The 25,671-nt window shown below is 64.6% G+C and carries 23 protein-coding genes; 11 read left to right on the plus strand and 12 right to left on the minus strand.

Annotated elements, in window-relative coordinates:
* The first annotated feature begins 18 nt into the window (after window positions 1-18).
* The 3 genes from radA (at window position 19) to purF (ending at window position 3,647) form a co-directional block, all read left to right on the plus strand.
* Complete coding sequence (gene radA / locus ACFOMH_RS11935; protein WP_377744696.1) at window positions 19-1,383, plus strand: DNA repair protein RadA; 1,365 nt, start codon at window positions 19-21, stop codon at window positions 1,381-1,383.
* A gap of 42 nt (window positions 1,384-1,425) precedes the next feature.
* Window positions 1,426-2,022 (plus strand): CvpA family protein, encoded by a 597-nt coding sequence (locus ACFOMH_RS11940; protein WP_374424237.1) that lies wholly within the window; start codon window positions 1,426-1,428, stop codon window positions 2,020-2,022.
* Between the two features lie 128 nt (window positions 2,023-2,150).
* Window positions 2,151-3,647, plus strand: coding sequence for an amidophosphoribosyltransferase (purF, locus tag ACFOMH_RS11945; RefSeq protein ID WP_377744837.1), 1,497 nt, complete (start codon window positions 2,151-2,153; stop codon window positions 3,645-3,647).
* Between the two features lie 227 nt (window positions 3,648-3,874).
* Here purF and ACFOMH_RS11950 read toward each other — a convergent pair whose 3' ends face one another.
* The 4 genes from ACFOMH_RS11950 to gmk all read right to left on the minus strand — a co-directional run bounded on the left by ACFOMH_RS11950 (window position 3,875) and on the right by gmk (window position 7,293).
* Complete coding sequence (locus tag ACFOMH_RS11950; protein WP_377744698.1) at window positions 3,875-4,894, minus strand: hypothetical protein; 1,020 nt, start codon at window positions 4,892-4,894, stop codon at window positions 3,875-3,877.
* A gap of 184 nt (window positions 4,895-5,078) precedes the next feature.
* Window positions 5,079-6,131, minus strand: coding sequence for an ATP-binding protein (locus ACFOMH_RS11955; RefSeq protein ID WP_377744699.1), 1,053 nt, complete (start codon window positions 6,129-6,131; stop codon window positions 5,079-5,081).
* Window positions 6,128-6,658: a gamma carbonic anhydrase family protein gene (locus tag ACFOMH_RS11960; RefSeq protein WP_377744700.1), complete on the minus strand. Its 531-nt coding sequence runs from the start codon at window positions 6,656-6,658 to the stop codon at window positions 6,128-6,130. The genes ACFOMH_RS11955 and ACFOMH_RS11960 overlap by 4 nt, the downstream gene beginning before the upstream one ends.
* Entirely contained in the window at window positions 6,655-7,293 is a 639-nt protein-coding gene (gene gmk, locus ACFOMH_RS11965; RefSeq protein ID WP_374424243.1) for a guanylate kinase, read from the minus strand. Before gmk ends, ACFOMH_RS11960 begins: the two co-directional genes overlap by 4 nt.
* A 181-nt stretch (window positions 7,294-7,474) precedes the next feature.
* Between gmk and ACFOMH_RS11970 the strand changes: the two genes are divergently transcribed.
* Complete coding sequence (locus tag ACFOMH_RS11970) at window positions 7,475-8,278, plus strand: PAS domain-containing protein (RefSeq protein WP_377744701.1); 804 nt, start codon at window positions 7,475-7,477, stop codon at window positions 8,276-8,278.
* 190 nt (window positions 8,279-8,468) lie between these two features.
* Here the strand turns inward: ACFOMH_RS11970 and ACFOMH_RS11975 are convergent, their stop codons facing one another.
* Complete coding sequence (locus ACFOMH_RS11975) at window positions 8,469-9,875, minus strand: class II 3-deoxy-7-phosphoheptulonate synthase (protein WP_377744703.1); 1,407 nt, start codon at window positions 9,873-9,875, stop codon at window positions 8,469-8,471.
* 118 nt (window positions 9,876-9,993) lie between these two features.
* On the opposite strand from ACFOMH_RS11975, the gene ACFOMH_RS11980 reads away from it, so the two are divergent.
* The 6 genes from ACFOMH_RS11980 (at window position 9,994) to ACFOMH_RS12005 (ending at window position 16,445) form a co-directional block, all read left to right on the plus strand.
* Entirely contained in the window at window positions 9,994-11,025 is a 1,032-nt protein-coding gene (locus ACFOMH_RS11980; RefSeq protein ID WP_377744705.1) for a GlxA family transcriptional regulator, read from the plus strand.
* 184 nt (window positions 11,026-11,209) lie between these two features.
* Complete coding sequence (locus ACFOMH_RS11985) at window positions 11,210-12,391, plus strand: ABC transporter substrate-binding protein (protein ID WP_374424250.1); 1,182 nt, start codon at window positions 11,210-11,212, stop codon at window positions 12,389-12,391.
* 105 nt (window positions 12,392-12,496) lie between these two features.
* Window positions 12,497-13,375, plus strand: coding sequence for an ABC transporter ATP-binding protein (locus tag ACFOMH_RS11990; RefSeq protein ID WP_374424252.1), 879 nt, complete (start codon window positions 12,497-12,499; stop codon window positions 13,373-13,375).
* A complete protein-coding gene (locus ACFOMH_RS11995) occupies window positions 13,375-14,085 on the plus strand; it encodes an ABC transporter ATP-binding protein (protein ID WP_374424254.1) in 711 nt (236 codons plus the stop codon). The genes ACFOMH_RS11990 and ACFOMH_RS11995 overlap by 1 nt, the downstream gene beginning before the upstream one ends.
* Before the next feature lies 1 nt (window position 14,086).
* Window positions 14,087-15,094 (plus strand): branched-chain amino acid ABC transporter permease, encoded by a 1,008-nt coding sequence (locus ACFOMH_RS12000; protein ID WP_374424256.1) that lies wholly within the window; start codon window positions 14,087-14,089, stop codon window positions 15,092-15,094.
* 10 nt (window positions 15,095-15,104) lie between these two features.
* Window positions 15,105-16,445, plus strand: a complete 1,341-nt coding sequence (locus ACFOMH_RS12005; RefSeq protein ID WP_377744708.1) for a branched-chain amino acid ABC transporter permease — start codon at window positions 15,105-15,107, stop codon at window positions 16,443-16,445.
* 97 nt (window positions 16,446-16,542) lie between these two features.
* Here ACFOMH_RS12005 and purN read toward each other — a convergent pair whose 3' ends face one another.
* The 5 genes from purN to ACFOMH_RS12030 all read right to left on the minus strand — a co-directional run bounded on the left by purN (window position 16,543) and on the right by ACFOMH_RS12030 (window position 21,371).
* The gene (gene purN, locus ACFOMH_RS12010) at window positions 16,543-17,139 is read right to left on the minus strand and encodes a phosphoribosylglycinamide formyltransferase (protein WP_377744710.1); all 597 of its coding nucleotides are present in this window, start codon (window positions 17,137-17,139) and stop codon (window positions 16,543-16,545) included.
* Complete coding sequence (gene purM, locus ACFOMH_RS12015) at window positions 17,136-18,182, minus strand: phosphoribosylformylglycinamidine cyclo-ligase (RefSeq protein WP_374424261.1); 1,047 nt, start codon at window positions 18,180-18,182, stop codon at window positions 17,136-17,138. Before purM ends, purN begins: the two co-directional genes overlap by 4 nt.
* An 80-nt stretch (window positions 18,183-18,262) precedes the next feature.
* The gene (locus tag ACFOMH_RS12020; RefSeq protein WP_377744712.1) at window positions 18,263-19,996 is read right to left on the minus strand and encodes a hypothetical protein; all 1,734 of its coding nucleotides are present in this window, start codon (window positions 19,994-19,996) and stop codon (window positions 18,263-18,265) included.
* Window positions 19,993-20,274 (minus strand): hypothetical protein, encoded by a 282-nt coding sequence (locus tag ACFOMH_RS12025; protein WP_377744715.1) that lies wholly within the window; start codon window positions 20,272-20,274, stop codon window positions 19,993-19,995. Before ACFOMH_RS12025 ends, ACFOMH_RS12020 begins: the two co-directional genes overlap by 4 nt.
* Window positions 20,271-21,371, minus strand: a complete 1,101-nt coding sequence (locus ACFOMH_RS12030; protein ID WP_377744716.1) for a phosphatase PAP2 family protein — start codon at window positions 21,369-21,371, stop codon at window positions 20,271-20,273. The genes ACFOMH_RS12025 and ACFOMH_RS12030 overlap by 4 nt, the downstream gene beginning before the upstream one ends.
* Before the next feature lie 90 nt (window positions 21,372-21,461).
* Between ACFOMH_RS12030 and ACFOMH_RS12035 the strand changes: the two genes are divergently transcribed.
* Window positions 21,462-23,054 (plus strand): SARP family transcriptional regulator, encoded by a 1,593-nt coding sequence (locus ACFOMH_RS12035; RefSeq protein ID WP_377744717.1) that lies wholly within the window; start codon window positions 21,462-21,464, stop codon window positions 23,052-23,054.
* An 8-nt stretch (window positions 23,055-23,062) separates the two neighbouring features.
* Here the strand turns inward: ACFOMH_RS12035 and ACFOMH_RS12040 are convergent, their stop codons facing one another.
* Together ACFOMH_RS12040 and ACFOMH_RS12045 are read right to left on the minus strand one after the other, a co-directional pair.
* Window positions 23,063-23,746: a pentapeptide repeat-containing protein gene (locus ACFOMH_RS12040; protein ID WP_377744838.1), complete on the minus strand. Its 684-nt coding sequence runs from the start codon at window positions 23,744-23,746 to the stop codon at window positions 23,063-23,065.
* Between the two features lie 118 nt (window positions 23,747-23,864).
* Window positions 23,865-25,541 (minus strand): DUF6345 domain-containing protein, encoded by a 1,677-nt coding sequence (locus ACFOMH_RS12045; RefSeq protein ID WP_377744719.1) that lies wholly within the window; start codon window positions 25,539-25,541, stop codon window positions 23,865-23,867.
* Window positions 25,542-25,671 lie beyond the last annotated feature (130 nt).

The following is a 25,671-nucleotide window of genomic DNA, read 5'->3' on the forward strand; positions in this document are numbered from 1 at the left end:
TCTGCCACATAACGGCGCATGGCCAAACCGATCACCGCCTTCACCTGCACCGCCTGCGGCGCCAGCCATCGCAAATGGGCCGGCCGCTGCGAAGCCTGCGGCGCGTGGAACACCATCATCGAGGAAGCACCCCTGTCACAGGGTCCGGGTCGCGGCCTCGGCACGCTCAAGGGAAAGCCGGTCCCGCTTTCGGGTCTCGCCACGCAAGAGGCGCCGCCGCCACGGGTGCAATCGGGCATCGCCGAACTCGACCGCGTCCTGGGCGGCGGCCTGGTGCCCGGCTCGGCCATTCTGGTCGGCGGCGATCCGGGCATCGGCAAATCCACGCTGCTCTTGCAGGCCGCCGCCGCCTTTGCCCGCACCGGCCAGCAGGCGATCTATATCTCGGGCGAGGAAGCCAGCGCCCAGGTCCGCATGCGCGCACAGCGCCTTGGCCTCGGCGATGCGCCGGTGCGGCTGGGCGCCGAAACCGCGCTGCGCGACATCCTGACCACGCTCGATGCCGAACGCCCGGATGTCGCCATCATCGATTCGATCCAGACGCTCTGGTCCGATCAGATCGAGGCCGCGCCCGGCTCGGTCAGCCAGGTCCGCACCACCGCGCATGAGCTGGTGACCTTTGCCAAGCGCCGCGGCACCGCCGTGATTCTGGTCGGCCATGTCACCAAAGAGGGACAGATCGCGGGCCCCCGCGTGGTCGAACACATGGTCGACACCGTGCTTTATTTCGAGGGTGAGCGCGGCCATCAGTTCCGTATCCTGCGCGCCCACAAGAACCGCTTTGGCCCGGCCGACGAGATCGGCGTCTTCGAGATGACCGGCGGCGGCCTGTCCGAGGTCGCGAACCCCTCGGCGCTGTTTTTGTCCGAACGGGGCGAACCCTCGCCCGGCTCGACGGTCTTTGCCGGCATCGAGGGCACGCGCCCCGTCCTGACCGAGGTCCAGGCGCTGGTCGCGCCCTCGACATTGGCGAGTCCCCGCCGAACGGTGGTCGGACTCGATTCGGGCCGCATCTCGACCATCCTCGCCGTGCTCGAGGCGCGCTGCGCGATTCCCTTTGCCGGGCTCGACGTTTTTCTCAATGTTGCCGGGGGGATGCGGGTCAACGAGCCGGCGGCGGATCTGGCGATTGCCGCCGCCCTGCTCAGCGCACGCGAAGATAGTGCGCTGCCTGCCGATACTGTCCTTTTCGGCGAAATCAGCCTTTCCGGGGCGCTTCGACCGGTCTCTCAGGCCGAAAACAGGTTGAAAGAGGCGCAGAAACTTGGTTTTTCACGGGCCATCCTGCCCGCGGCCACCAAGGTCGAGGGCGTTGCCGGGATGCGGATCGACCGCATCTCAGACCTGACAGGTTTTGTGGGCGAGACATTCGGTGCCGGATGATCTGGTCATAAGACGCGGACAAACCCGCGAAAGGGCGTGAAAATGGACGGTTTCACCATCATCGACGGCATCGTTGCCGCCGTGATCATCCTCTCGGCGATCCTGGCCTATGCGCGCGGCTTCGTGCGCGAATCGCTGGCGATCCTGGGCTGGATCGGCGCGGCGATCCTGGCCTTCATCTTTGCGCCGACGGTCCGGCCCATGGTGGCCCAGATCCCCGGACTGAACAAATTCCTGGCCGACAGCTGCGAATTGTCGATCATCGCCGGCTTTGCCGCCGTCTTCGCGCTGGCACTGGTGCTGTTCTCGATCCTGACGCCGCTGTTTTCCTCGGTCGTGCAGCGCTCGGCGCTGGGGGGCGTGGATCAGGGCATGGGTTTCCTCTTTGGCGTCGCGCGCGGCATCCTTCTGGTGGCGGTGGCCTTCATCGTCTATGACCGCGTGATGGCCACCCAGCCGGTCGAGATGGTCGACAATTCCCGTTCGGCGCAGGTTTTCGAACGGATGCGCGGCCAGATGGACCAGCAGATCCCGCAGGACGCGCCCGGCTGGATCGTCAACCGCTATGAACAGCTGGTGCGCAGCTGCGTGGCGACCGGCGCCCCGGTCGATGCCAGCACCCAAACCCCTGCGAATTAAGGCAGATGTCGCTTTCTTGACAGAAAATGCGCCCCATCCTCCCGGTGGGGCGTGACTTCATGGGCCCGACACCCTAAATTGACGCCAAGCCCGACCCCAATGTCCAGCAGCCCCAAGAGCCGGTGATGATGCAGCCATTCCTTGCCCATCCCTTCGATTCCGACCGCCTGCATGAAGAATGCGGCGTTTTTGGCGTGATCGGAGTCGCGGATGCCGCCAATTTCGTCGCCCTCGGGCTGCACGCCCTGCAACATCGCGGGCAAGAGGCCGGCGGCATCATCGCCCATGACGCCGAACAGGGGTTCAACAGCGCCCATCGCTTTGGCTATGTGCGCGACAATTTCACCAAGCAGGGGGTGATGGAAACCCTGCCCGGATCGCTGGCCATCGGTCATGTGCGCTATTCCACCGCCGGGACCAAGGCCGCGACCGCGATCCGCGACGTACAGCCCTTTTTCGGCGAATTCGCCATGGGTGGCTGTGCGGTGGCCCATAACGGCAATATCACCAATGCCATGGCGCTGCGCCGCGAGCTGATCGAGCGCGGCTCGATCTTTCAGTCCTCGTCCGACAGCGAATGTATCATCCACCTGATGGCGCGCTCGATTCAGCGCAATATCCCCGAGCGGATGAAGGACGCGCTGCGCCGCGTCGAGGGCGCATTTTCGGTCATCGCCATGACCCGCACCAAGCTGATCGGCGTGCGCGACCCCTTGGGCGTGCGGCCGCTGGTTCTGGGCCGCATCGGCGATGACGGCTTTGTCCTTGCCTCGGAAACCTGTGCGCTGGACATCATCGGCGCCGAGTTCCTGCGCGAGATCGAGCCGGGCGAAATGGTCGTCATCTCCAAGGGGCAGGTCGAAAGCTCGCGCCCCTTCGGTCCCTCGATCGGACGATTCTGCATCTTTGAGCATGTCTATTTCTCGCGCCCCGATTCGATCATCGGCGGCCGCTCGGTCTATGAGACCCGCCGCCAGATCGGGGTCGAGCTGGCCCGCGAGGCCCCGGTCGAGGCCGATCTGGTCTGTCCGGTTCCCGACAGCGGCACCCCCGCCGCCATCGGTTACGCCCATGAAAGCGGCATCCCCTTTGGCATGGGTATCATCCGCAACCAGTATATGGGCCGCACCTTCATCGAGCCGACCGAACAGATCCGCAATATGGGCGTCCGGTTGAAGCTGAACGTGAACCGCGCGCTGGTCGCCGGCAAGCGGGTGGTGCTGGTCGACGATTCGGTGGTGCGCGGCACCACCTCGCGCAAGATCAAGGACATGATCCTGGACGCGGGCGCGGCCGAGGTGCATTTCCGCATCGCCTCGCCGCCGACCGCTTGGCCGTGCTTTTACGGCGTCGACACGCCCGACCGCGACAAGCTTCTGGCCGCGCAGATGTCCGAGGAAGAGATGCGCGAATGGATCGGCGTCGACAGCTTGGCCTTCGTGTCGCTGGACGGGCTTTACCGCGCCGTGGGAGAGGCCAAGGGCCGCAACAAATCCTGCCCGCAATATTGCGACGCCTGTTTCTCGGGCGAATATCCGGTCGCGCCCTTCGACCAGCTTGAGCGCGGCTTCCGCATGAAATCGGATATCGAACCCGCGCCGGTGACCGGCCACGCGGCCGAGTGACCGGGCGGCTGATTGCAATGAATATGAACTGGTTGGAATAGGGAGTGTTTCGCTCACTATTCTTAGATGCCCCTACTGTATTGATGACGTGACCGTTCTGCGGGACAGAGTGCTCGCTCATTCGGCGTAAAAGCAGGCCGACTTACCTCAGGTCTGAACGCCAACCAATACCCATAGTAAATTTTCTCGAGTGGCATGCTTCTTGAGTAGTATTAAAGTATTTTTTGTTAGATTGGTTGCGGTGTTCCTGCTCTATTGTGATCATTCCATCTGCAACCGAAACTGCTGTCACCTGTATGAATAGCAAGGAAACTGTGACGCGGAAAATTTTCCAAAAATACGGCTAGAGCATGCCGAGCATCAGGATCTGCGGTTATCAATAGCCAAGCCAATTCTAGTACACCACGCATCTCATCTGACCGCTTCGCCGGATAGATCTGATCCGCAAGGATCGGCGCCGCCTTGAAGGGAAGGGTAATCGACAATTCGAACCAAGGGTCAGGTCCGCCATCACCACCTAAGCGAAGCGTTGGATCTTGCAATCCAATTATCAGGAGCTTTCCGATAGTATATTGAATATTATTGTTGATTTCCCTTTCTCTCTTGTTGAAATTCTTCCTCCAGAGATCGGATGGCAGGTTGCCGACGTCAACCGTCGACCAGAGAGCGGGTGTAATCACCTCTTTTTGGGGCGGCGAGATGGTCGGGCTTGCACCGGCAGGGCAGTAGTTCGGCGGAGGTGGTTGTAAATCTCGGTAGGTGGTTGTGATAGCTACCTTTCGTTCAACGATGCTGTAGTTGAGCGTCGCCCATTCTGCAGGTCGGCCAGCACCCGAACTATCGAGGTGAACTTCAACCGTTCCGTTTTTTCCATCTCCCGAAACCTTTGGCGGATATTTTCCGGTAAGCCAGACTCTATAACTACTCCAAAGGATTTTTCCTTCGCTGATCGTAGCGTGTGGTGCTATCAGTTTTTTGTAGTTGTCACCAACTCCGATGCTATCGAATTTTCCATCTATTGCAATTCGTAGCTGAGAAATCCCTATCAATAATGTTCGGATTTTTGCATCAATCAATGGCGCACTATACTTGCAATCGCTTAAGAACACGACTCGGCAAACCTTTTGTTCAAGAAGATCGACACTAACACGAACTGGGATCAGACCAGATATAACTGCAGCAGCAAGTAAGATAAGGATCAGAATGAGGAACCCTAGAGAGTAGACGGAAAGACGTATCCAACGCATGACCCCACCCCCAAAAAAATATGAAGAAATGTAGAAGCGACTAGAAAAGCCGCTACATCCACATACAATTCCCCGAATCGGTTTGCAGGTAAAGTCTTTTATGGTCGACTTGTGTTCGATACTTCAGCTCAGCATCGACCGAAGGATTGGGATACCTAACGCCAGCTAAGCTCTCAATGCCCCCTCACACCCGCCCCACCGTTTCCGGCAAAATCACCGTGAACCGGCTGCCCTGCCCGATCTCGCTTTCGATGCGCAGCCGGCCGCGATGGCGGCTGATGATATGCTTGACGATCGCCAGCCCCAGACCGGTGCCGCCCTTTTCGCGCGACCGGTGCGTGTCCACGCGATAGAACCGTTCGGTCAGGCGCGGCAGATGCTGGGATTCGATCCCCTCGCCCCGGTCGGCGACGGTGACCGCCCAGGCGGGGCCGCGCAGCACCGGCTCATGGGTCATATGCTGCAAGGACACCGTGACCACGCCGCCGCTGCCGCCATATTTCACCCCGTTCTCGATCAGGTTGCGAAACACCTGAACCAGCTGATCGGCATCGCCCGGCACCATCAGCCGATCTTCGGTGACGGACAGTTCCAGCCGCACCCCCGAGGCCTGTGCCGCCGGGGTCAGGGTCGCCACCTCGCTGCGCAAAAGCCCGGCAAGGTCGATGGTCTGGACCGGGCGGCGGCGTTCGTCCTGTTCGACCCGGCTCAGCGACAGCAGATCGGCGACCAGCCGGTTCATGCGCCGGCATTCGCGTTCCATGATGTCCAGAAACCGCGCCCGCGCATCGGGGTCATTGCGGGCCGGGCCGCGCAGGGTTTCGATGAACCCCATCAGCGCGGTCAGCGGCGTGCGCAGCTCATGGCTGACATTGGCGACGAAATCGCGCCGCATCTGTTCGGTTTCCTCGTCGCGGGAACGGTCCTCGATGCTGACGGCGGCGCCGTTCAGCCGCGGCGAGTCGAGCCGCGTCACCATCACCTGACACGATACCCGCCGGTCACCGGTATTCAGCGTCACATCCAGCCGCGCCCGGTCCTGTCCGGCCAGAACCGCGTCCAGCGCGGCGTTCACCTCGGGGTGGCGCAGCACGGTCACGAAGGGGCGGCCACCGGGCACCGGCCCCAACAGCGCCTCGGCCGGCTCATTCGCGCCCTGAATGCGCGACTGATGGTCGACGACCAGCATCGCCACCGGCACCGCGCGCAAAAGCGCCGGCATATCCTGCACGATCATTCGCGGCCCGGGGCCGGAACCAGCCCCCGGCGATAGCGGGCGGCATTCTTTTGATAGCCGCGCGCCGATTCGATCAGGCCGGCGCGGGCCGCGTCATCCAGTTCGCGGATAATCTTGCCGGGCGCGCCCATGACCAGGGCGCCGGGCGGGATTTCCTTGCCTTCGGCAATCAGCGCGCCGGCCCCGATCAGCGCACCCGCCCCGATCCGCGCCCCGTTGAGGATGATCGCGCCCATCCCGATCAACGCCCCATCCCCGATGGTGCAGCCATGCAGGATGGCGCGGTGACCGATGGTGCAATTTTCCCCGATGCTCAGCGGATAGCCCGGATCGGTATGACAGACACAGAGATCCTGAATGTTCGAGCCACGGCCAAGGCGGATTTCCTCGTTATCGCCGCGCAGGACGGCCCCGAACCAGACGCTGGCCCCGGCCTCGAGCACGATCTTTCCCATCAGCCGCGCATCCGGCGCCACCCAGGCATCGGGCGCGATATGCGGTGCGATTCCGTCAAGTTCCCAGATCATCGGCTTTCCTCCTGCATCAGGCCGCGCACAAAGGGGCCAAGACCAAGCTGACGTTCGCGGCGCAGCCGCTCGGCCGTCAGGATGGTGATCAGCGCCTGGGTGCTACGGTCAATATCCTCATTGACGATGACATAATCATATTCCGCCCAATGGCTTATTTCGGCGCGGCTTTTTTCCATCCGCCCGGCGATGACCTCGGGCGTGTCCTGCTGGCGGGCGATCAGGCGGCGCTCAAGCTCGGCCAGGCTGGGCGGCAGGACGAAGATCGAGACCACATGCCCCCCCAGCCCCGAGGCCCGGATCTGCTGGCCGCCCTGCCAGTCCACATCGAAAAGCGTGTCGCGCCCGGCCCGCATCGCCTCTTCGACGGGGGCGCGCGGGGTACCATAGAAATTGCCGAACACCTCGGCATGTTCCAGCATCTCGCCCTCGGCGACCATGTCGCGGAACTGGCCGGCATCGCGGAAATAGTAATGTTCGCCCTCGACCTCGCCGGGGCGCGGCTTGCGGGTGGTGGCCGAGACCGAAAAACGCAGGCTCGGATCCCATTCCATCAGCCGCCGCGCCAGCGTCGACTTGCCCGCACCCGAGGGCGAAGAGAGGATCACCAGAAGTCCGCTGCGTTCGTTCTGCATCAAATTCCCCAGTGCCGGCGTGGTGGGGTCTGAATGACCCTGCGGGCCGGCCGGGTCAAGGCCTGCCGAAAAGGACAGATCCTTAACCATCGGGTAAGAAATAGCTCGGCATGGATGAATAATCGGTTTAGATTGCAATCGTGTAGAGAGTATTATGTTTAAAGTTCAGGGCCAGGGTTTGATGACCGACGACCAAAACAAGAATCAGGGCGATACGGCGATCCCGCCCGCAAGGGGCCTGAACGGGACTGCGCAGCTGTTGCATCTTGCCGATTACGGCTCGGTGCAGCCTGCGCGGATCATTGCGGAGCTGCGCGGCTATTGGGAAAGCCTGCGGCAGGGCCGCGCCATTCCCGCCCGCGCCGATGTCGAACCGCGCGGCATTCGCCGGGCGCTGGATTATTCCTTTGTTCTGGAACGGATCGCGCCGGGGGCCGCGCGTTTTCGTCTGGCCGGGCGCCATCTCATCGACCTGATGGGGATGGAGGTGCGCGGTATGCCCTTCTGTTCCTTCATGAATACCAGTTCCCGTGGCCGGTTGTCGGATGTGCTGGAATGCGTGTTTCGCGGCCCGCAGATCGCCGAGATCCGTCTGGAATCGCTTGCCTCTTATGGGCGTCCGGGACTTGACGGGCGGATGCTGTTGCTGCCGCTGCGCTCGGATCTGGGCGATGTGACGCGCGCGCTTGGCTGTCTGATCGCCGAGGGCGAGATCGGTCAGGGGCCGCGGCGCTTCGACCTGATGGAGGATCTGCATTTCCCGGTCATTCCGGGCGCCAAGCTGCTGGAACCCAGCCCCTCGGCGGTCGGTTTCGCGGAAACCCCCGCCCCCTGGAAACCGCGCAATCCGCAAAACCGCGACGAAACCTCCGCCGCCGAAACCGGCCCCGAAGCCGCCCGCGACACCACCCCCGAGGATCGCCGCGCCCGGTTTCGCATCGTGAGCCAACGCGACGATCCCGTCCCGCCGCTGTCTCGCATGTAGACCCGGACCCAAGATCGGCCGCACCGACCGGCCCGACGCCCCAGCGCGCGCAAGACCAGACCGGTCCCGCGCGCTTTTCATTTCGGCCCGCCCCCACTTTCCGCAGCCCCCCACACAAAGGCGCCGCGCAAGAAAAAGGGGCGGCAAGGCCAATGCCCGCCGCCCCCCGTTTTCGTTCGTGCCGATCCCGTCAGCTTGCCTTGGCCGCCACGCCGCCATTCACGCGGCGATTGCGCAGTTCCTCGGCCACGAGGAAGGCCAGTTCCAGCGACTGGCTCGCGTTCAGGCGCGGGTCGCAGGCGGTATGATAGCGATCCGACAGGTCCTCATCGGTGACCGCGCGCACGCCGCCGGTGCATTCGGTCACGTCCTGGCCGGTCATCTCGAAATGCACGCCGCCTGGGATGGTGCCCTCGGCGCGGTGGACGGCAAAGAACTCGCGCACCTCGCGCAGCACCGAATCGAACGGCCGGGTCTTGTAGCCCGAGGCCGATTTGATGGTGTTGCCGTGCATCGGGTCGCAGGACCAGACGACATTCGCGCCCTCTTCCTGCACCGCCTTGATCAGACGCGGCAGGTGATCGCCCACCGACCCCGCGCCAAAGCGCGCGATCAGGGTCAGGCGCCCCGGCTCGTTTTCCGGGTTCAGCCTGGCGATCAGCGTCTTGAGATCGCTGTCGCTGATCGAGGGGCCGCATTTCAGCCCGATCGGGTTCTGCACACCGCGCGCGAATTCGACATGCGCGCCGTCGACCTGACGGGTGCGGTCCCCGATCCAGATCATGTGGCCCGAACCCGCGACCGGCAGGCCGGTGGTGCTGTCGATCCGCGCCAGCGCCTCTTCGTATTCCAGAAGCAGGGCTTCGTGGCTGGTGTAGAAATCCACCTGACCCAGATCATGCGCGGTCTCGGCGGTGACGCCGGCCGCCGCCATGAAGGCCATCGCATCGCTGATCCGGTCGGCGATGTCGCGATAGCGCGCGGCCTCGGCCCCGCCGGTGAAATCGCTGATCCAGCTTTGCACCCGGTGAATATCGGCGTAACCGCCGGTCGAGAAGGCGCGCAGCAGGTTCAGCGAGGCCGCAGCCTGGGTATAGGCCGACAGCATCCTCTGCGGATCCGGGATGCGCGCCTCGGGCGTGAAGTCAAAACCGTTGATGATATCGCCGCGATAGCTGGGCAATTCGGTGCCGCCGACGACCTCGGTCGGGGCCGAGCGCGGCTTGGCGAACTGGCCCGCCATGCGGCCGACCTTGACCACCGGAAGCTGCGCGCCCCAGGTCAGAACCACCGCCATCTGCAACATCACCTTGAAGGTGTCGCGGATATTGTCGGCCGAGAATTCCGAAAAGCTTTCGGCACAATCCCCACCTTGCAGCAGGAAGGCGCGGCCGGCCGCGACATCGCCCAGCGTCGCCTTGAGACGGCGCGCCTCGCCGGCAAAGACCAGCGGCGGAAAGCGGTTCAGCTGGGCCTCGACCGCGTTCAGCGCCGCCGCGTCGGGATAGTCTGGCATCTGGACGCGCGGATAGGCGCGCCAGCCACGCTTTTCCCATGCCTGTGCCGGGGTCGCGGAACTGGGTTTCGTCTGTGCCATGATCCTATCCTTCATGTTAACCGTTCCCGCCATATAAGGCGTCGGCGAGCGAAGGAAAAGCCTTGCGCGCGCTGCTATAGCCTGCTGATCTGCACAGGCCAGAACGCGCATAACAGACATGCCAGACCAGCTTACCGCCGCGACCCCGCCGCAGCCCATCTTGCAGCCCACCCAGCCGTCAGGTCATTCCGACCGGCCGCGCCGCTATGTCTTTGTCTTGCTGGACCGTTTCACGATGCTGTCCTTTGCCGCGGCGATGGAGCCGCTGCGGCTGGCCAACCGGCTGGCGGGGCGGCGGCTTTACGAATGGCGGATGCTGGGCGAACAGGGGGAATACGCCACCTGCTCGAACGGGTCGCGGGTGATGCTGGACGGCCCGCTTTCCGACACCCAGCGCGATGACACCATCCTGATCTGTGGCGGCATCGACGTGACGCGCGCCACCACGCGGCCCTTGCTGGCCTGGCTGCGGCGCGAGGCGCGGCGCGGCGGGCGCATCGGCGCGCTCTGCACCGGCACCTGGGTTCTGGCCGAGGCCGGGTTGCTCGATGCCCGCCGCGCCACGATCCATTGGGAAAATCAGGACGGATTCGCCGAGAAATTCCCCGATGTGACCCTGATCCGCACGGTATTCGTCGAGGACGGCAACCGCCTGACCGCCGCCGGGGGCACCGCCGCCATCGACATGGTGCTGCGTCAGATCGCCCGCGATCACGGCCCCGATCTGGCCAATCGCATCGCCGATCAGATGATCCACACCTCGATTCGTTCGGAAGATGATCACCAGCGCCTGTCGATCCCGACCCGGATCGGTGCCCGCCACCCGCGCCTGGCGCAGGTCGTGGCGCGGATGGAGGCCAATATCGAGGAACCCGTCAGCCCGGCGCGCCTTGCCTCCGAGGCGGGGATGTCCCCGCGCCAGCTGGAACGGCTGTTCGCGCGCTATCTGGGCCGCTCGCCCAAGCGCTATTACATGGAAATCCGGCTGGAACGCGCCCGCAACCTGTTGTTGCAGACCGAAATGAGCGTGATGGAAATCGCGCTGGCCTGCGGATTTGCAAGTGCCGCGCATTTCTCGAAATGCTATCGCGGCACCTATGGCAGCACCCCCTATCGCCAGCGCGAGACCGAGGCGCAGCCGGGCAGCTGAGCCACCCCCGCGCGAGTCGCGGCGCACGCCCGTCGCGGCCACGGGCGCGGCCCGGTCAAGGCCGATTTACCCGACGCAAACATGCCCGTTTCGGCGGCATTGCCAGACGCCAACACACTTTTCTTTTTGAACGCAGGCTTATAGCCTGCTGGGCAGGACATCGTTCCACACAGGGAGAAACTTTATGAAAAAACTTCTTCTGGCCACCGCCGCAGGTGCGCTGATCGCCGGCGCCGCAGGTGCCGAGGAAATCAAGATGGGCATCTCGCTGGGCCTGACCGGCCCGCTGGAATCCATCGCGCCGCCGATCCAGAAAGGTGCCGAACTGGCGATGAAAGAGGTCTCGGACAGCGGCAAGCTGCTGGATGGCTCGACCATCGCTCCGGTCGTCGCCGACAATACCTGCGTCGATGCCGCCGCCTCGGTCGCGGCCGTCGAACGCATTGTCAGCGAGGGCGTCAAGGGCATCATGGGCGGCATGTGCTCGGGTGAAACCATCGCCTCGCTGGAAAAGGTCGGCGTTCCGAACGGCATCGTCATGATCTCGCCCTCGGCAACCTCGCCGGCGCTGTCGACGATCGATGACAAGGGCTTTTTCTTCCGCACCTCGCCCTCGGACGCGCGTCAGGGCGAAGTCATGGCCGATATCGTGCTGGAACGCGGCATCAAGAACGTCGCCGTGACCTATACCAACAACGATTACGGCAAGGGCCTGGCCGACAGCTTTGCCAATGCCTTCAAGGCCAAGGGCGGCAATGTCACCGTGGTTTCGGCCCATGACGACGGCAAGGGCGATTATTCGGCCGAGGTCGCGGCGCTGGCCGCCGCCGGGGGCGATGCGCTGGCCGTGGTGGGCTATGCCGATCAGGGCGGCGCCGGCATCATTCAGGGCGCGCTGGATTCGGGCGCCTTCGAAACCTTCATCCTGCCCGACGGCATGGTGAACCAGGCGCTGGTCGACAAGTTCGGCGCCCAGCTTGAAACCTCGTTCGGTCAAAACCCCTCGGCCGAGGGCGACGGCCATGACAAGTTCGCCGAACTGGCCAAGACCGCAGGCTTTGACGGCACCTCGGCATTCTCGGGCGAGGCTTATGACGCCGCCGCGCTGATGCTGCTGGCCATGCAGGCCGCCAAGTCCAGCGACCCCAAGGTCTATAAGGACAAGGTGATGGAAATCGCCAACGCTCCGGGCGAAAAGATCCTGCCCGGCGAGCTGGCCAAGGGCCTCGAACTGCTGGCGGCCGGCACCGATATCGACTATGTCGGCGCGACCTCGGTCGAACTGATCGAGCCGGGCGAAAGCTCGGGCGTCTATCGCGAGGTGGATTTCAAGGGCGGCAAGCTGAACGTGGTCGGCTTCCGCTAAGCAGGCGACAACCGGGAAAGGGTCCGCATCTGCGGGCCCTTTCTTGAACAAAAACAGCCGGATAATCGGCAATCTTCGTGCAGCGCATGAAGTTTGGGAGGCACCATGATCCAGGTCCATGACCTGCACCGTCATTTCGGAGGCTTTCGCGCCGTCGACGGCGCCAGCTTGACCATCGAAAAGGGCTCGATCACCGGCCTCATCGGTCCGAACGGGGCCGGAAAATCGACACTTTTCAACGTCATCGCCGGGGTTTTGAAACCAACCTCGGGCCGCGTCACCATGGCGGGCGAGGATATCACCGGCCTGCCGCCGCATGAGTTGTTTCACAAGGGACTCTTGCGCACCTTTCAGCTTGCGCATGAATTTTCGTCGATGACGGTGCGCGAGAACCTGATGATGGTGCCCGGCGCCCAGACCGGCGAGACGCTGATCAACACCTGGCTGCGCCGCGGCCAGATCCGCAACGAGGAACGCGCGCTTCGCAAGAAAGCCGACGAAGTGCTTGAGTTTCTGACCATTTCCCATGTCGCCGACGAAAAGGCCGGCAATCTTTCCGGCGGCCAGAAAAAGCTTCTGGAACTGGGCCGCACGATGATGGTCGATGCCCGGATCGTGTTTCTGGACGAGGTTGGCGCGGGCGTGAACCGCACGCTTCTGGGTACGATCGGCGATGCCATCACCCGGCTCAACAAGGAACGCGGCTATACCTTTTGCGTCATCGAACATGACATGGATTTCATCGGCCGCCTGTGCGACCCGGTCATCGTCATGGCGGCGGGCAATGTGCTCGCGCAGGGTTCGGCCGACAGCATCATGAAAAACGAGGCCGTGATCGAGGCCTATCTGGGCACCGGCCTGAAAAACAAGGTCGCGGCCGAGATCGCCGAGGAAACCGAATTTCACGAAAGCCATGGCGCCCAGCCCGGCCTTGGGGCCGAGGCCGGCCATGGCGGCGACGGCAAACCGGCGGGGGATCTTTGATGGCCCAACCCTATCTTTCCGCGACCGACATGCGCGGCGGCTATGGCAAGGCCGACATCCTGAACGGCTGTACGCTGACCGTGGAAAAGGGTCAGATCGCGGTGATCGTCGGCCCCAATGGCGCCGGCAAATCCACCGCGATGAAAGCCGTTTTCGGCATGCTGAACCTGCGCGAGGGCGCGGTGCTGCTCAACGGTCAGGATATCACCGCCCTGACACCCCAGGAACGCGTCCACAAGGGCATGGGCTTTGTCCCCCAGACCCACAACATCTTTCCGACCATGACGGTCGAGGAAAATCTTGAAATGGGCGCCTTTATCCGCAACGACGACTATCGCGCGACGATGGAACAGGTCTATCACCTGTTCCCCGCCGTCGCCGACAAGCGCCGCCAGAACGCGGGCGAATTGTCGGGTGGCCAGCGCCAGCAGGTCGCGGTCGGGCGCGCGCTGATGACCCAGCCCAGCCTGTTGATGCTGGACGAACCGACCGCCGGCGTCAGCCCCATCGTCATGGACGAGCTGTTCGACCGCATCATCGAGGTCGCGCGCACCGGGATCTCGATCCTGATGGTCGAACAGAACGCGCGTCAGGCGCTTGAGATCGCCGATATCGGCTATGTGCTCGTGCAGGGCGCGAATGCTTACACCGACACCGGCCCGGCGCTGCTTGCCGATCCCGAGGTCCGCCGCACCTTCCTGGGGGGCTGAGATGGATATTCTGAACGCCATTGTCACTTTGCTGAATTTCGTCGTGATCCCCGCCGCAGCCTATGGCGCGCAGCTGGCGCTTGGCGCGCTGGGGGTGACGCTGATCTATGGCATCCTGCGGTTTTCGAACTTTGCCCATGGCGATACCATGGCCTTTGGCACGGCGCTGGTCATTCTGGTGACCTGGGCCTTGCAGGCCGTGGGCATCAGCCTGACGCCGCTGCCGACCGCGCTGCTGGCGCTGCCCATCGGCATCGCGCTGACGGCGCTGTTCGTGCTGGGCACGGATCGCGTGGTCTATCGCTTTTATCGCAAGAAACGCTCGGCGCCGATCATTCTGGTCATGGCCTCGGTGGGGGTCATGTTCATCATGAACGGTCTGACCCGGATCATCCCCAACATCGGCGTGCGCGAAATCCGCTTCGACGACGGCGCGCGCTTTCTGATCTCGGTTCAGGATTTCAAGGCCTGGACCGGGCTGAACGAGGGGCTGTCGCTGCGCGTCAGTCAGGCGCTGACGCTGATCGTGACGGCGCTGTGCTGCTGGGCGCTGTTTCGGTTTCTGAACCGCACGCGGTCGGGCAAGGCCATGCGCGCCTATTCCGACAACGAGGATCTGGCGCTGCTGTCGGGCATCAATCCCGAACAGGTGGTGCGGCTGACCTGGATCATCGCCACCGCGCTGGCGGTGACGGCGGGCACGCTCTACGGTCTGGATAAGAGCTTCAAGGCGTTCAACTATTTCCAGATCCTTCTGCCGATCTTTGCCGCCGCCATCGTGGGCGGGCTGGGCAATCCGCTGGGCGCGGTCGCGGGCGGCTTTATCGTCGCCTTTTCCGAGGTGGCGGTGACCTATCCGTGGAAAAAGGTTGCCAACTATCTGGGCTTTCAGCCCGAGGGGCTGCTGCAATTGCTTTCCACCGAATATAAATTCGCGGTCAGTTTCGTGATCCTGATCGTTGTCCTGCTGTTCCGGCCGACAGGCCTGTTCCGCGGCAAATCCGTCTGAGGGGGGTCCGATGTCGAATACTCGTCAAGCCGATGGCACGAGCCCCTGGCGCGCGCCGATCCTGTTCCTGATCCTTGCGGCGCTGTTCTTTGCCGAGGGCACGTTCCGCAACGCGCTGTTCTCGGGCAGCTGGAACACGGCGCTGGCCATCCTGAACATGGGGCTGATTTCGGCCGTCATGGCGCTGGGTGTGAACATGCAATGGGGCTATGCGGGCCTTTTCAATGCCGGCGTCGTGGGCTTTCTGGCGCTGGGGGGGCTGGCGCCGGTGCTGGTCTCGACCGCGCCGGTCGAGGGGGCATGGGCCGCGGGCGGGCTGCGGGTGATCGTGGCCTTGCTGGTCGGTCTGGGCACGCTGGTGCTGGCCGCGCAGGTCTGGCGGCGGCTTGGCGGGGCGCTGCGTCTGCCGGCGCTGATCGCCGTGCTGGTCGCGGGCTTTGTGCTTTACCGCTATCTCTTCGATCCCGCCGTCATCGCGATCGAGGCCAATAATTCGGCCGCGGCCGGCAATATCGGCGGGCTGGGCTGGCCGATCCTTTTGTCCTGGCCGGTGGGGGCGCTGTTTGCCGCCGCCGCCGCATGGGGTGTGGGCAAGGTCGCGCTGGGGCTGCGCTCGGACTATCTGGCCATTGCCACGCTGGGCATTGGCGAGATCATCGTCGCCGTCATGCGCAACGAGGAATGGCTGGCGCGCGGGGTCAAGAACGTCTCGGGGATCCCCCGCCCGGTGCCCTATGAGCTGGACCTGCAAAGCAATGCCGATTTCGTCGCCCGCGCCGCGAGCTGGGGAATGGATCCGGCGACGGCTTCGGGGATCTGGGTCAAGCTGCTTTATGCGGGGCTGTTCACGGCCGTGCTGCTTTTGCTGATCCTGATGGCCGAGCTGGCGCTGAAATCGCCCTGGGGCCGGATGATGCGCGCCATCCGCGACAACGAGACCGCCGCCGAGGCCATGGGCAAGAACGTCACCCGCCGGCATTTGCAGATCTTTGTCATCGGCAGCGCCGTGATCGGTCTGGCCGGGGCGATGATGGTGACGCTGGACGGGCTCTTGTCCCCCAACAGCTTCAACCCGCTGCGCTATACCTTCCTGATCTGGGTGATGGTGATCGTGGGCGGGTCGGGCAATAACTGGGGTTCGGTTCTGGGCGCGATCCTGATCTGGTTTCTGTGGATCAAGGCCGAGGTCTGGGGCCCCGAGCTGATGCGTCTGATCACCGCGCCGCTGCCCGAGGGCACGATACGCGACGATCTTCTGGCCGGGGCGCCGCATATGCGTTTCATCGCGCTTGGGGCGGTGTTGCTGTTGGTTTTGCGCTTTGCGCCGCGCGGGCTGGTGCCCGAGAAATAGGCGGTATCCGTGGGGTCGTCGTGGGGGTCGTCGTGGGGCTCTGCCCCACACCCCGGGATATTTCTGTGAAGAAGAAAGGGGCCGGCTGGCCCCTTTTTCATGCGTCGTTCAGGATGACCGGATCTCTGTCGCCGGCGGCGAAGCGGCGCAGGACCGCCGGATAGAGGCGGTGTTCCTGGGCAAGGACGCGGGCGGCAAGGCTTTCCGCCGTGTCGCCGGGCAGGACCGGAACGCGGGCCTGGCCAAGGATCGGGCCGGCATCGAGTTCGGGGGTGACCAGATGGACGGTCGCGCCGGCCACGCTGTCGCCCGCGTCCAGCGCGCGCTGATGCGTGTGCAGGCCGGGATATTTCGGCAAGAGCGAGGGGTGGATGTTCAGCATCCGGTCCTGAAACCGTTCGACGAAGCCGGGGGTCAGGATGCGCATGAAGCCGGCAAGGCACAGAATATCGGGCCGGGCCGCCAGCAACGGTTCGAGAAGGGCCGCCTCGAAGGCGGGGCGGTCGCCCCTATAGGCGCGGTGATCGATGGCGAAGGTCGGAACGCCCATGTCGCGGGCTTTGGCAAGGCCCGCAGCCTGCGGATCGTTTGAGCCGACGATGACCGCGCGGCCCGGATGGTCGCCCGTCATCGAGGCGACCAGTTTCACCATATTCGAGCCGCCGCCCGAGATCAGCAGCGCGACACGTTTCAACGCAGGCGGCCGCTGTAGCGCACGCCTTCGCCCGGGGTGACATGGCCAAGGCGGATGACGGTTTCGCCCTCGGCCTCCAGCAATGCCGCAAGGGATTCCGCCCGGTCGGCGGCGACGGCAAGAATCATGCCGATGCCGGAATTGAAGGTCTTGAGCATCTCGGCCTCGGCGATATCGCCGGCCTCGGCCAGCCAGTCGAAGACCGCCGGCAATGTATAGCTGTCCAGATCGATCTGTGCGCCCAGCCCTTTGGGCAGGACGCGCGGCAGGTTTTCGGTGATGCCGCCGCCGGTGATATGGGCCGCCGCATGCACGCCCCCGGCGCGGATCGCGGCCAGGACCGGCTTGACGTAAAGCCGGGTCGGCACCAGAAGCGCCTGGCCCAGCGTGCCGGTACCAAAGGGCGCAGGCGACATCCAGTCCAGCCCGGCATGTTCGGCGACCTTGCGCACCAGCGAAAATCCGTTCGAATGCACGCCGTCCGAGGCGAGGCCCAGAAGCACATCGCCATCGGCGACGCCCGCCGGCAGCGCCGCGCCGCGTTCCATCGCGCCCACCGCAAAGCCGGCAAGGTCGAAATCGCCCCGGGCATACATGCCGGGCATTTCCGCCGTCTCGCCGCCGATCAGCGCACAGCCGGACCGGCGGCAGCCCTCGGCAATGCCGTTGATGACGCGCGTGGCCTCATCGACCGAGAGTTTCCCGGTGGCGAAGTAATCCAGGAAGAACAGCGGTTCCGCGCCCTGACAGACCAGATCGTTCACGCACATGGCCACCAGATCGATCCCCAGCCCGTCCAGTTCGCCGGTATCGATGCCGATGCGCAGCTTGGTGCCGACGCCATCGGTTGCGGCGACCAGCACCGGGTCCTGATAGCCGGCGGCGCGCGGGTCGAACAGCGCGCCAAAGCCGCCCAGCCCCTCCATCACGCCGGGGCGGCGGGTCGCGGCGGCTGCGGGCTTGATGCGTTCGACCAGCGCATTGCCGGCATCGATATCCACTCCGGCCTCGGCATAGGACAGGCCGCTTTTGCGCTCGGTCATCTTCTGGCTCCGATTTTGCTTTGGCGACCGGATAGCGCAGGCGCGGCGGACAGGCAATGATCCGCAGCGCCCCGCAAGGGTTAATGGCGTATCTGCCAGGGCAGCGGGGGATCGACCCGGGGCGGATCGGCCCAGCCCGGCCGCGCGGCACGCGCCGCCGCGATCACCTCGTCCCGGGTTTCGAGACGCGCCCCCGAGGCCAGACGTGCCGCGATCCAGCGCACCGCTTGCGGCGTGGCGACGCTGGTGCCGCCCATCACCTGCATCACCCCATTATACATGCCGGGGGTCAGAATACCGGGCAGTGCCGCGCCCCGATCCCCGGTCGAGACCAGATCGCCGTTCATGCCATTCCGCAAGAGCGAGCTATAGGGCGAGCTTCGGGTGGGGTTTTCCCTCTCCGGCCCCAGAGCGGCGCCACAACGGATCTGGGCCTCGCCCCAGGCAAAGGCGTTGCAGGTTCCGTCAAGGCGCACCATCGCGTCCGGCGGCACCGGATCATGGTCGGGCCATTGCCCGTTCGATCTCGTGATCCGATAGCCGGGATCGACGAAATAGCTTTGCCGCCCCCCCGGGGGAAATCCCGGAAGCCTGTCGTCGCGCTGGATCACCGCATCGCATTCGCTGCCCGGCCCGTCGATCAGCTGTACCTGCCATTGACCGATCGGCGCGATGCCGACATCCCAGATGGGCGCGACCGTCGGCGGCACGATCACCGAAAGCTGTTGGCGCATGGTGTCACAGGGCCGCTCATGACCTTGCAGCGTCAGACGGGCCAGCTCATAGCCATGCGGGTCATAGATAAAGAAGGATTCGGCGAATCCGGGAAGCGGGCGCGCAAAATCGGTGACGACCCTGCGGCCATCGGGCAGCGTCAGGCGCAGTCTGATCGGCTTTTGCGGGAGGGCAAGCGGCGCGCTCCAGATCTGCAATTCGCTGGGGGTGTGGTCGTCGGGCAGGATCTGCCAGCCGATCCGATCCCTGCGGCGCAGCACCGCATTCACCCGGTCCTGACGCGAATTGCCGCTGGACAGGACGAAATGCACCGGACCCAGCCCCGGCGGCGGCTCGGCCGCGACCAGATCCTGCAATCGCTCGACCAGCGAAAAGCCGTCGCGCGACCCGGCGGTAATGCCCAGCGACATATTGATCACCACCGGCAAGGTCAGCTGCCGCCCGGCAGCCCGCGAAAACTGTTCGGAAACGCGCTGTGCCCGCGCCAGGATGAAACAGACGGAAAGCTGGATCAGCATCGGCATCAGCGCCCCGGCCGTCTTGGCCAGAGCCCAGTCCGGCAGGCTGACCCCGATCAGCGGATGCGCCAGTCCAGTGTCGTCATCCGGCAGAAAGCCGGCCGCGCAACAGGCCACGGCGGCACCGTGGCTGTCCTGACGCAGAAAGCGCCGCCCGCCGGGCTTGGACGGGTCGATCAGCCCCAGCTCGCGGTAAAGCGCCTTGTCGCCGCGCCGCACCGGGCCACCGTCCAGACCGCGCAGATAGTCGATCTCGACCCCGGTCAGATCCTGACCGAAGGGGATATCGGCGCGCGGATGCGCCACGGGGGACTCCATCATCCAGATCGCCGCGACCCGCGAATGTCCCGCGCCGTGGGTCAGCAGGTGATGGGCAAAGGGAATGGCGTGGTCGATGACGGCAACGATGCATGAGGCCCCCGGATCGGCCGGGATCACCTCGGGCGACAAAATGCCCTCGCCCGGCCCAAGGTCGAGCGGGTTGGCCACGTCGGGCGGGGCGAACTCGCCCAATTTGAATGTCGCGTCGCCGAACGCTTCTACGGTGCGTTGGACAATCATGGCGCGGCCGCCGTTTCCGCGGCGCCCTGTCCGTTCGACGAAGCCGACGGGAAGGCCGCATCTATCAGGCGCTGGATCGCCAGATTGCGCTCTTGCATGACCTCTTCGCGCGACTTCTCGCCCCAATCGGCCCCGGCACCGGGGATCGGATAACCCTCGGGCGGATAAAGCAGATAATCGACGATCGCCGAACTGTCCGGGCCTAGCCGCGCATTCGCCTCATCGCTGGACCGCACGAGACTGAGCCTGTCGTCCAAAGCGCGTTTTGTCGTCTTCATGACCATCTTTCGCTCCATTCCGCGCGGGCTTCGTCCCAGACGGCCTTCATCAGCCCCGAGACGGGGCCTGTGACCGGCGCGCCGATGTGCAGGCAGGGATCGCCCTCCAGAACCTTGCACAGACGGGCCAGATAAAAGTCCCGGCTGCCGCCCGGCGCGGTTTTCCCCCAGAGCCTGGCATTGAAATTCAGGCTGGGGCAATCCTGATGCTCGACCCCTGCCCTGACCGCGATCCAGCGCGCCAGCGTGATCCCCAGAAACGCGCCCGCCGCACTGTCGGACGGGAAATGCACCCCCATCACCGTGCGGTTGGTCGCAATCCGCGCCGCCATCGCCAGAAGCTGGCTATGGGGCGAAAATGCGATGGGCCTGCCCTCATCCTCGCGCGTCAGGATTTCCAGCAGCGCAGCCAGCGTAAAGGCCTGGGTCGCATGACCGCTGGGATAGCTGGCATGCAGGGGCGTCGGCAACATGGGCTGAACCTGCTGGCTCAGCGTATTGGGGCGCGGCGCGTCAAAGCCGATCTTGAGCCGCTGCACCACCACCGTCGCCAGATCGAGGCCCAGCGCCAGCAGATATTGCACCATCCGCGTCCGCGCCGGCGCAATCGGCAGGATCGAGGCGAAAAACGCCACCAGTTCCTGCGTCTGGACCGAAATTTCCGGCAACCGCTCGCCGCGCAGCGTGGCATATCCCATGAGCAGATCGATCTCGGTCTGGAAATCCTTCACGGTTGGCAGGTTCAGCGTGAAGATCGGCTTGGGCTTGGGGTTGGCTATACCTCCGGTGCTGGCCAGAACCTCCATTTCGGTCGCGGGATTCTTGTGCGGCTCGGGCTTGACGGTCAGCGTCTCAAGCATCTCGGCCATCAGGATGGACTGGGCGAAATCAAACTCGATCCGTCGCAATCTCTTGACCGGGGGCAGGCCTTTGGGTTCGGGGGTATAGGGCGCCGGCGGCCGCGCGTCGATGATGCCTTCGCGCGCGATGTCCACAGCCCGCGCGATCAGCATGTCCTGCTGGGCGGCCGCCTGCGAGTTTTGCGAGTTTTGCGAATTCTGAGAGTTCTGCGAATTTTGCGAGTTTGTCAGCGACACTTCTGATAGCCTCCTGTTCGATTGCAGCCCTTGCAATGTGTTAATCAGTATTAATATCCATGCAAATCCGAATGATTCAGGCGAGTCTTGATGTCTGCCACGCTAAGTCTGATGGGTTCCGTAAGGCTGCGCAGCGCCGCCGGGGACGATCTGACACCACGCAGCCAAAAGGCGCGCGGGGCGCTTGCTCTTTTGGGAACCGCGCCGGATTTGCGGCTCAGCCGCGTCCGCTTGCAGGATCTTTTGTGGAGCGATCGCGGCAAGCAGCAGGGGTCGGACAGCCTGCGCCAGATGCTGCGCGAATTGCGCAATGCGCTGGGGTCGCACAAGGATATCCTGCTGACCGGCGTGGGCTGGGTTGGGCTCAATCCCGAGCGGACGCGGATCGACCTGACCCCGGTCTATGATGCCGGCGGCGCGCCGATCGAATTCGCCGCCGATATCGACATTCCCGATCCCGAATTCGAAAGCTGGCTGCGCGACATGCGCCTGCGGCTGACGCCCGAGGATGACGGCCCGACCGTTTTCGAACGCAATGGCGCCGCCCTGCCCGGCGCCATGGGCGCGCCGATGATACTGCACCGCCCCCAGGCCAATTATGTCGTCGCGCTGAGCGCGGTCGAAAGCAATGAATCCCGCGCCCATGTCATCGGCGAGATGATCATGAACGAGGCCGCCGCCCGCGCCTGCGAGATGATCCCGGCGCGGCTGGCCGACAGCGCCGATGACATCAGCGCGGTGACCGGCACGCAGATGGGCGGGATCTGCTATTCGACCGGTTCGGACTGTTCGCTGATGACGGTCATGCGCGACCTGCCCAGCAAGCGGCGCGACTGGACGCGGCGCTTTACCATCCGCACCGACGAAGAAACCGCGACCATGCGCCATGCGGTAGCGCAGATCACCGTGGCGCTTCTGGATCGCGCGCGGCGCACGGCTTCGCCGAACTGGACGGCCTTTCCGATGTGGGACGTCTTCAGCTATTCCGCCGACCGGTTGCAGGCCGCGGACCGGATTCTGGCCGCGATGTCGGACGAGCCCAATTCGGCCATCGCGCTGGCGCTGCGGTCCTATCTGCGCAACACGCTTTTGTTCGAACGTCTGACCGACGATCCGCAGCGATGCTCGGACGAGGCCGATGAATTCGTCAGCCGCGCCCGGCAGATGGCCCCCAGCAATCCCGTCGTTCTGGCCGTCGCCTCGATGAGCGCATCCTGGCGCAGCGATCCGGTCGGCGCGCTGGAAATGGCCCATGCCGCGCATCGCATCGACCCCGATAATGAAATGGCCAATCACGCGCTGTCGCAGGCGCTGATGGATGCGGGCCGCGACGCCGAGGCGTTCGAGGTCAATGCCCGTGGCTTTCGCAGCGCGCTGGCCGAGATCGGCCCGGCCTGCTGGCTTTTGCGCCGCTCGGTCATCCAGATCCGGCTGGGGCGGCTGGGCGATGCGGAAAACTCGGCCGCCGCCGCCTTTGCCTTTGCCTCGGACAGCCGGCCCTCGCTGCGGGTTCTGGCGGCCCTGCGCTATCATCGCGGCGATGAGGCGGGCGCCGCCGATGCGCTGCATCACCTGCGAAAGATCGAGCCGGATTTCTCGCTGGAACTGATGGCGTCGCCCAATTATCCGGTGCTGACCCTGCGCAATGCCGGGCTGTTGGCGGTGACCAGATCCGGGCTTTGATGCCGGGGTCATGGGGTGACCCGCACGTCAATGCCGATGGGATCGCGGCCGCCGCCGGGATCGACCACCAGCCGCGCCTGACCCGGTTCCACCGCATCAAAGGCCAGCACATGAATGCCGCCGCGAACGGGATTGTCGAGCTTGAGCACGATCAGGATCTGCGCCCCCTCGATCCGCAAGGGTGCGGGGCGCGGGGCGGCGGGATCCCCGGGATTGCGCAGATGCAGTTCCAGCCGGTCGCCACAACGCAAGGCCACCGGATTGGCCAGATGATCCTCGTCGATCACATAAAGGCCGGGATTTGATCGCGCCGGATAGCGCAATGGCGGCGCGCCGATGGCCATCGCGCGCTGCATCGCATCCAGCCATGCGCCGCGCATCCTGGCATCGGTCAGATCGGCGCCGTCCAGCCGCGCCCCGGTCAGATCGGCGCGCTCAAGCAAGGCCTCGCGCAGATCCGCGCCCGCCAGATCGGCCAGCCCGAGGCTTGCCCCCGAAAGGTTCGCGCCCCGGAACCGCGCGGCGGGCGCCTTGACCGACCACAGGCTGGCGCCGGAAAGCTGGGTCTCGCTCAGATCGGCCCCGGCCAGATTGGCATAGGACAGATCCGCCCCGACCAGCGTCAGGCCGGACATGTCCAGCCCCGCAAGATCGGCGCCGATCAGCTGCAATCGCCCGGTCTGGGCGATCATACGGATCAAGTCGGATCGGGTGACATCCGTCATTTCAACCTCATCACGTCCCCCACACGGTTTCGTCCGTCGAAATGCGCTCCGGGAACGGCTGCCTCCGTTCCCGGAGCAAACCGGATCAGTCTCCCAGGTCAGACTGCATCCAGTATCTCTTGCGAAACCCCCTCACGCATTCGATTTCTATGCCCTTGCGGGCAACGAGCCGCGCGGTGTTGCTGCGAATCCCGTATCCGATCTCGGAGGTGTCGGGCAGCACGCGCAGGTTCAGCGGTGCCGCACCCCGCGCCGCCAGATCCCGCATCAGCCGTGCCGAATGCAGCGCCAGCATCTGATCGGCATCGGTCGCGGCGGCGGCGACCGGCTCGGTGCCGGCGGGCGGCAAGGGATCGGCGGGATGGCCATTGCGATCACCGCGCGCCGGCATCAGCTCGGCCACCTGGCGCAGCGTGGATTCGATGCGCAACAGATCTCCGTCCGGGCAAAGCACGACCTTGAGCGTGCCCGCGCCCGACGTCAGCACCGGCACCCCGCCAATCGCCTGACGGAACTGGACGATGATCTCATCCACGGTTTCCAGCGCGGGCTCGCCCAGCATGTAAAGGTTCGAACTGGCCGACATGGCCAGCGTCATCCGGTCAAAGATCAGCTCGGATCCCGGCGACACAAAGCCAAAGCGGCGCAGCGCATTGCGCGCCCGGTTGACGATCGAGCGGCGTTGCAGACGCAGGCTGGCACGACCGCCACGCCCCGGCCCGCCCGCCTGCAATTCCAGCAGGATATGACCGTCGACCCGGCGCAGGAAACGGGTATCGCCCAGCCTGACCGCGATGCGGCCTTCGCCGTCGCGCAGGCAGAGCGCCGGATCGACATCCAGCGCCGCCAGCACCCGTTCGGCAAGATCCATATCCGCAGCCACCGGCACCAGCCGCGCGGCCTGCAATTCGGCCGGCGCCTCAAAGGGCGCGGTGCCGCGCTGATGCGCGGCAAGCGGCGCATGCCAGCGCCATGCCCACCAGTCGCCGCGCGCGCGCTGTTCGGAAAAACGCCGCTCGCCAAAGAGCGTGTCGATCGCCTCATGACGGTTCGCGCCGCAGGCGCTGACGACCGGGATCTGATCGGGTGCCACATCCCATGCGCCATCCAGCCAGGATTGCGACAGGCTTTTGCCCATGCGCCAGTGCCGCCAGAAATTCGCGCCGTATTTCCCCGAATCCCAGCAGACCGAGCCAAAGCCGAACATCATCCGCAGCCCGGCATTGGCCCGCGCCCAGACATGCATCGGGTCCATCCGCTCGGACAGGCACAGCGATTCACTGGTGGACCAGAACAGATAGCGCAGATTCTGCCGCCCGAGCGTCATCTGCTCAGAACTGAGACAGGCATCCGCCCCCGACCACAGCGCGCCCATCGGCAGATGAAAGACCCCGTTTTCGTCCACGCGGCCATGTCCGGCATGATAAAAGACCCGCACCGCATCCATATTGCGGCCCGACGAAACCTCGCGCGCATCGGTGGCATAGATCCAGGATTTCACCGCCCCGTCACGGCGCCAGAAATCCGGCATGACATAGCAATCCACCTGATCCAGAAATCCGCCCGCATCGCGATGCGCGGCATGCAGCGCGCCGGCGGCGCGATAGGATTCGATGCTGCATGCACCGTAAATCTGTGTGCGCGGCACATCGCCTTCGGGGCATTCGGGCAGCGCGCCCGGATCGCCAAGCGTCTCGTCCCGAAAGAGCAGCCGCTGGCTGGTTCCCGTAAACGCATCGAAACTGCCGACAAGATCTTCCATGACCCGCTCTCCCGACCTGCCCGATCATTGCCCCGGCACCGTTTTCGGTCGCCTTTGGGCCGTTCGTGATCACTTTAGAAGAGAGGGCGTGAAACGGATGTGAATCACATTTTGGGGGTAGATTTCGGCA

Origin of the sequence: Paracoccus mangrovi (assembly GCF_042648425.1) — a bacterium.
Lineage (GTDB): Bacteria > Pseudomonadota > Alphaproteobacteria > Rhodobacterales > Rhodobacteraceae > Paracoccus > Paracoccus mangrovi.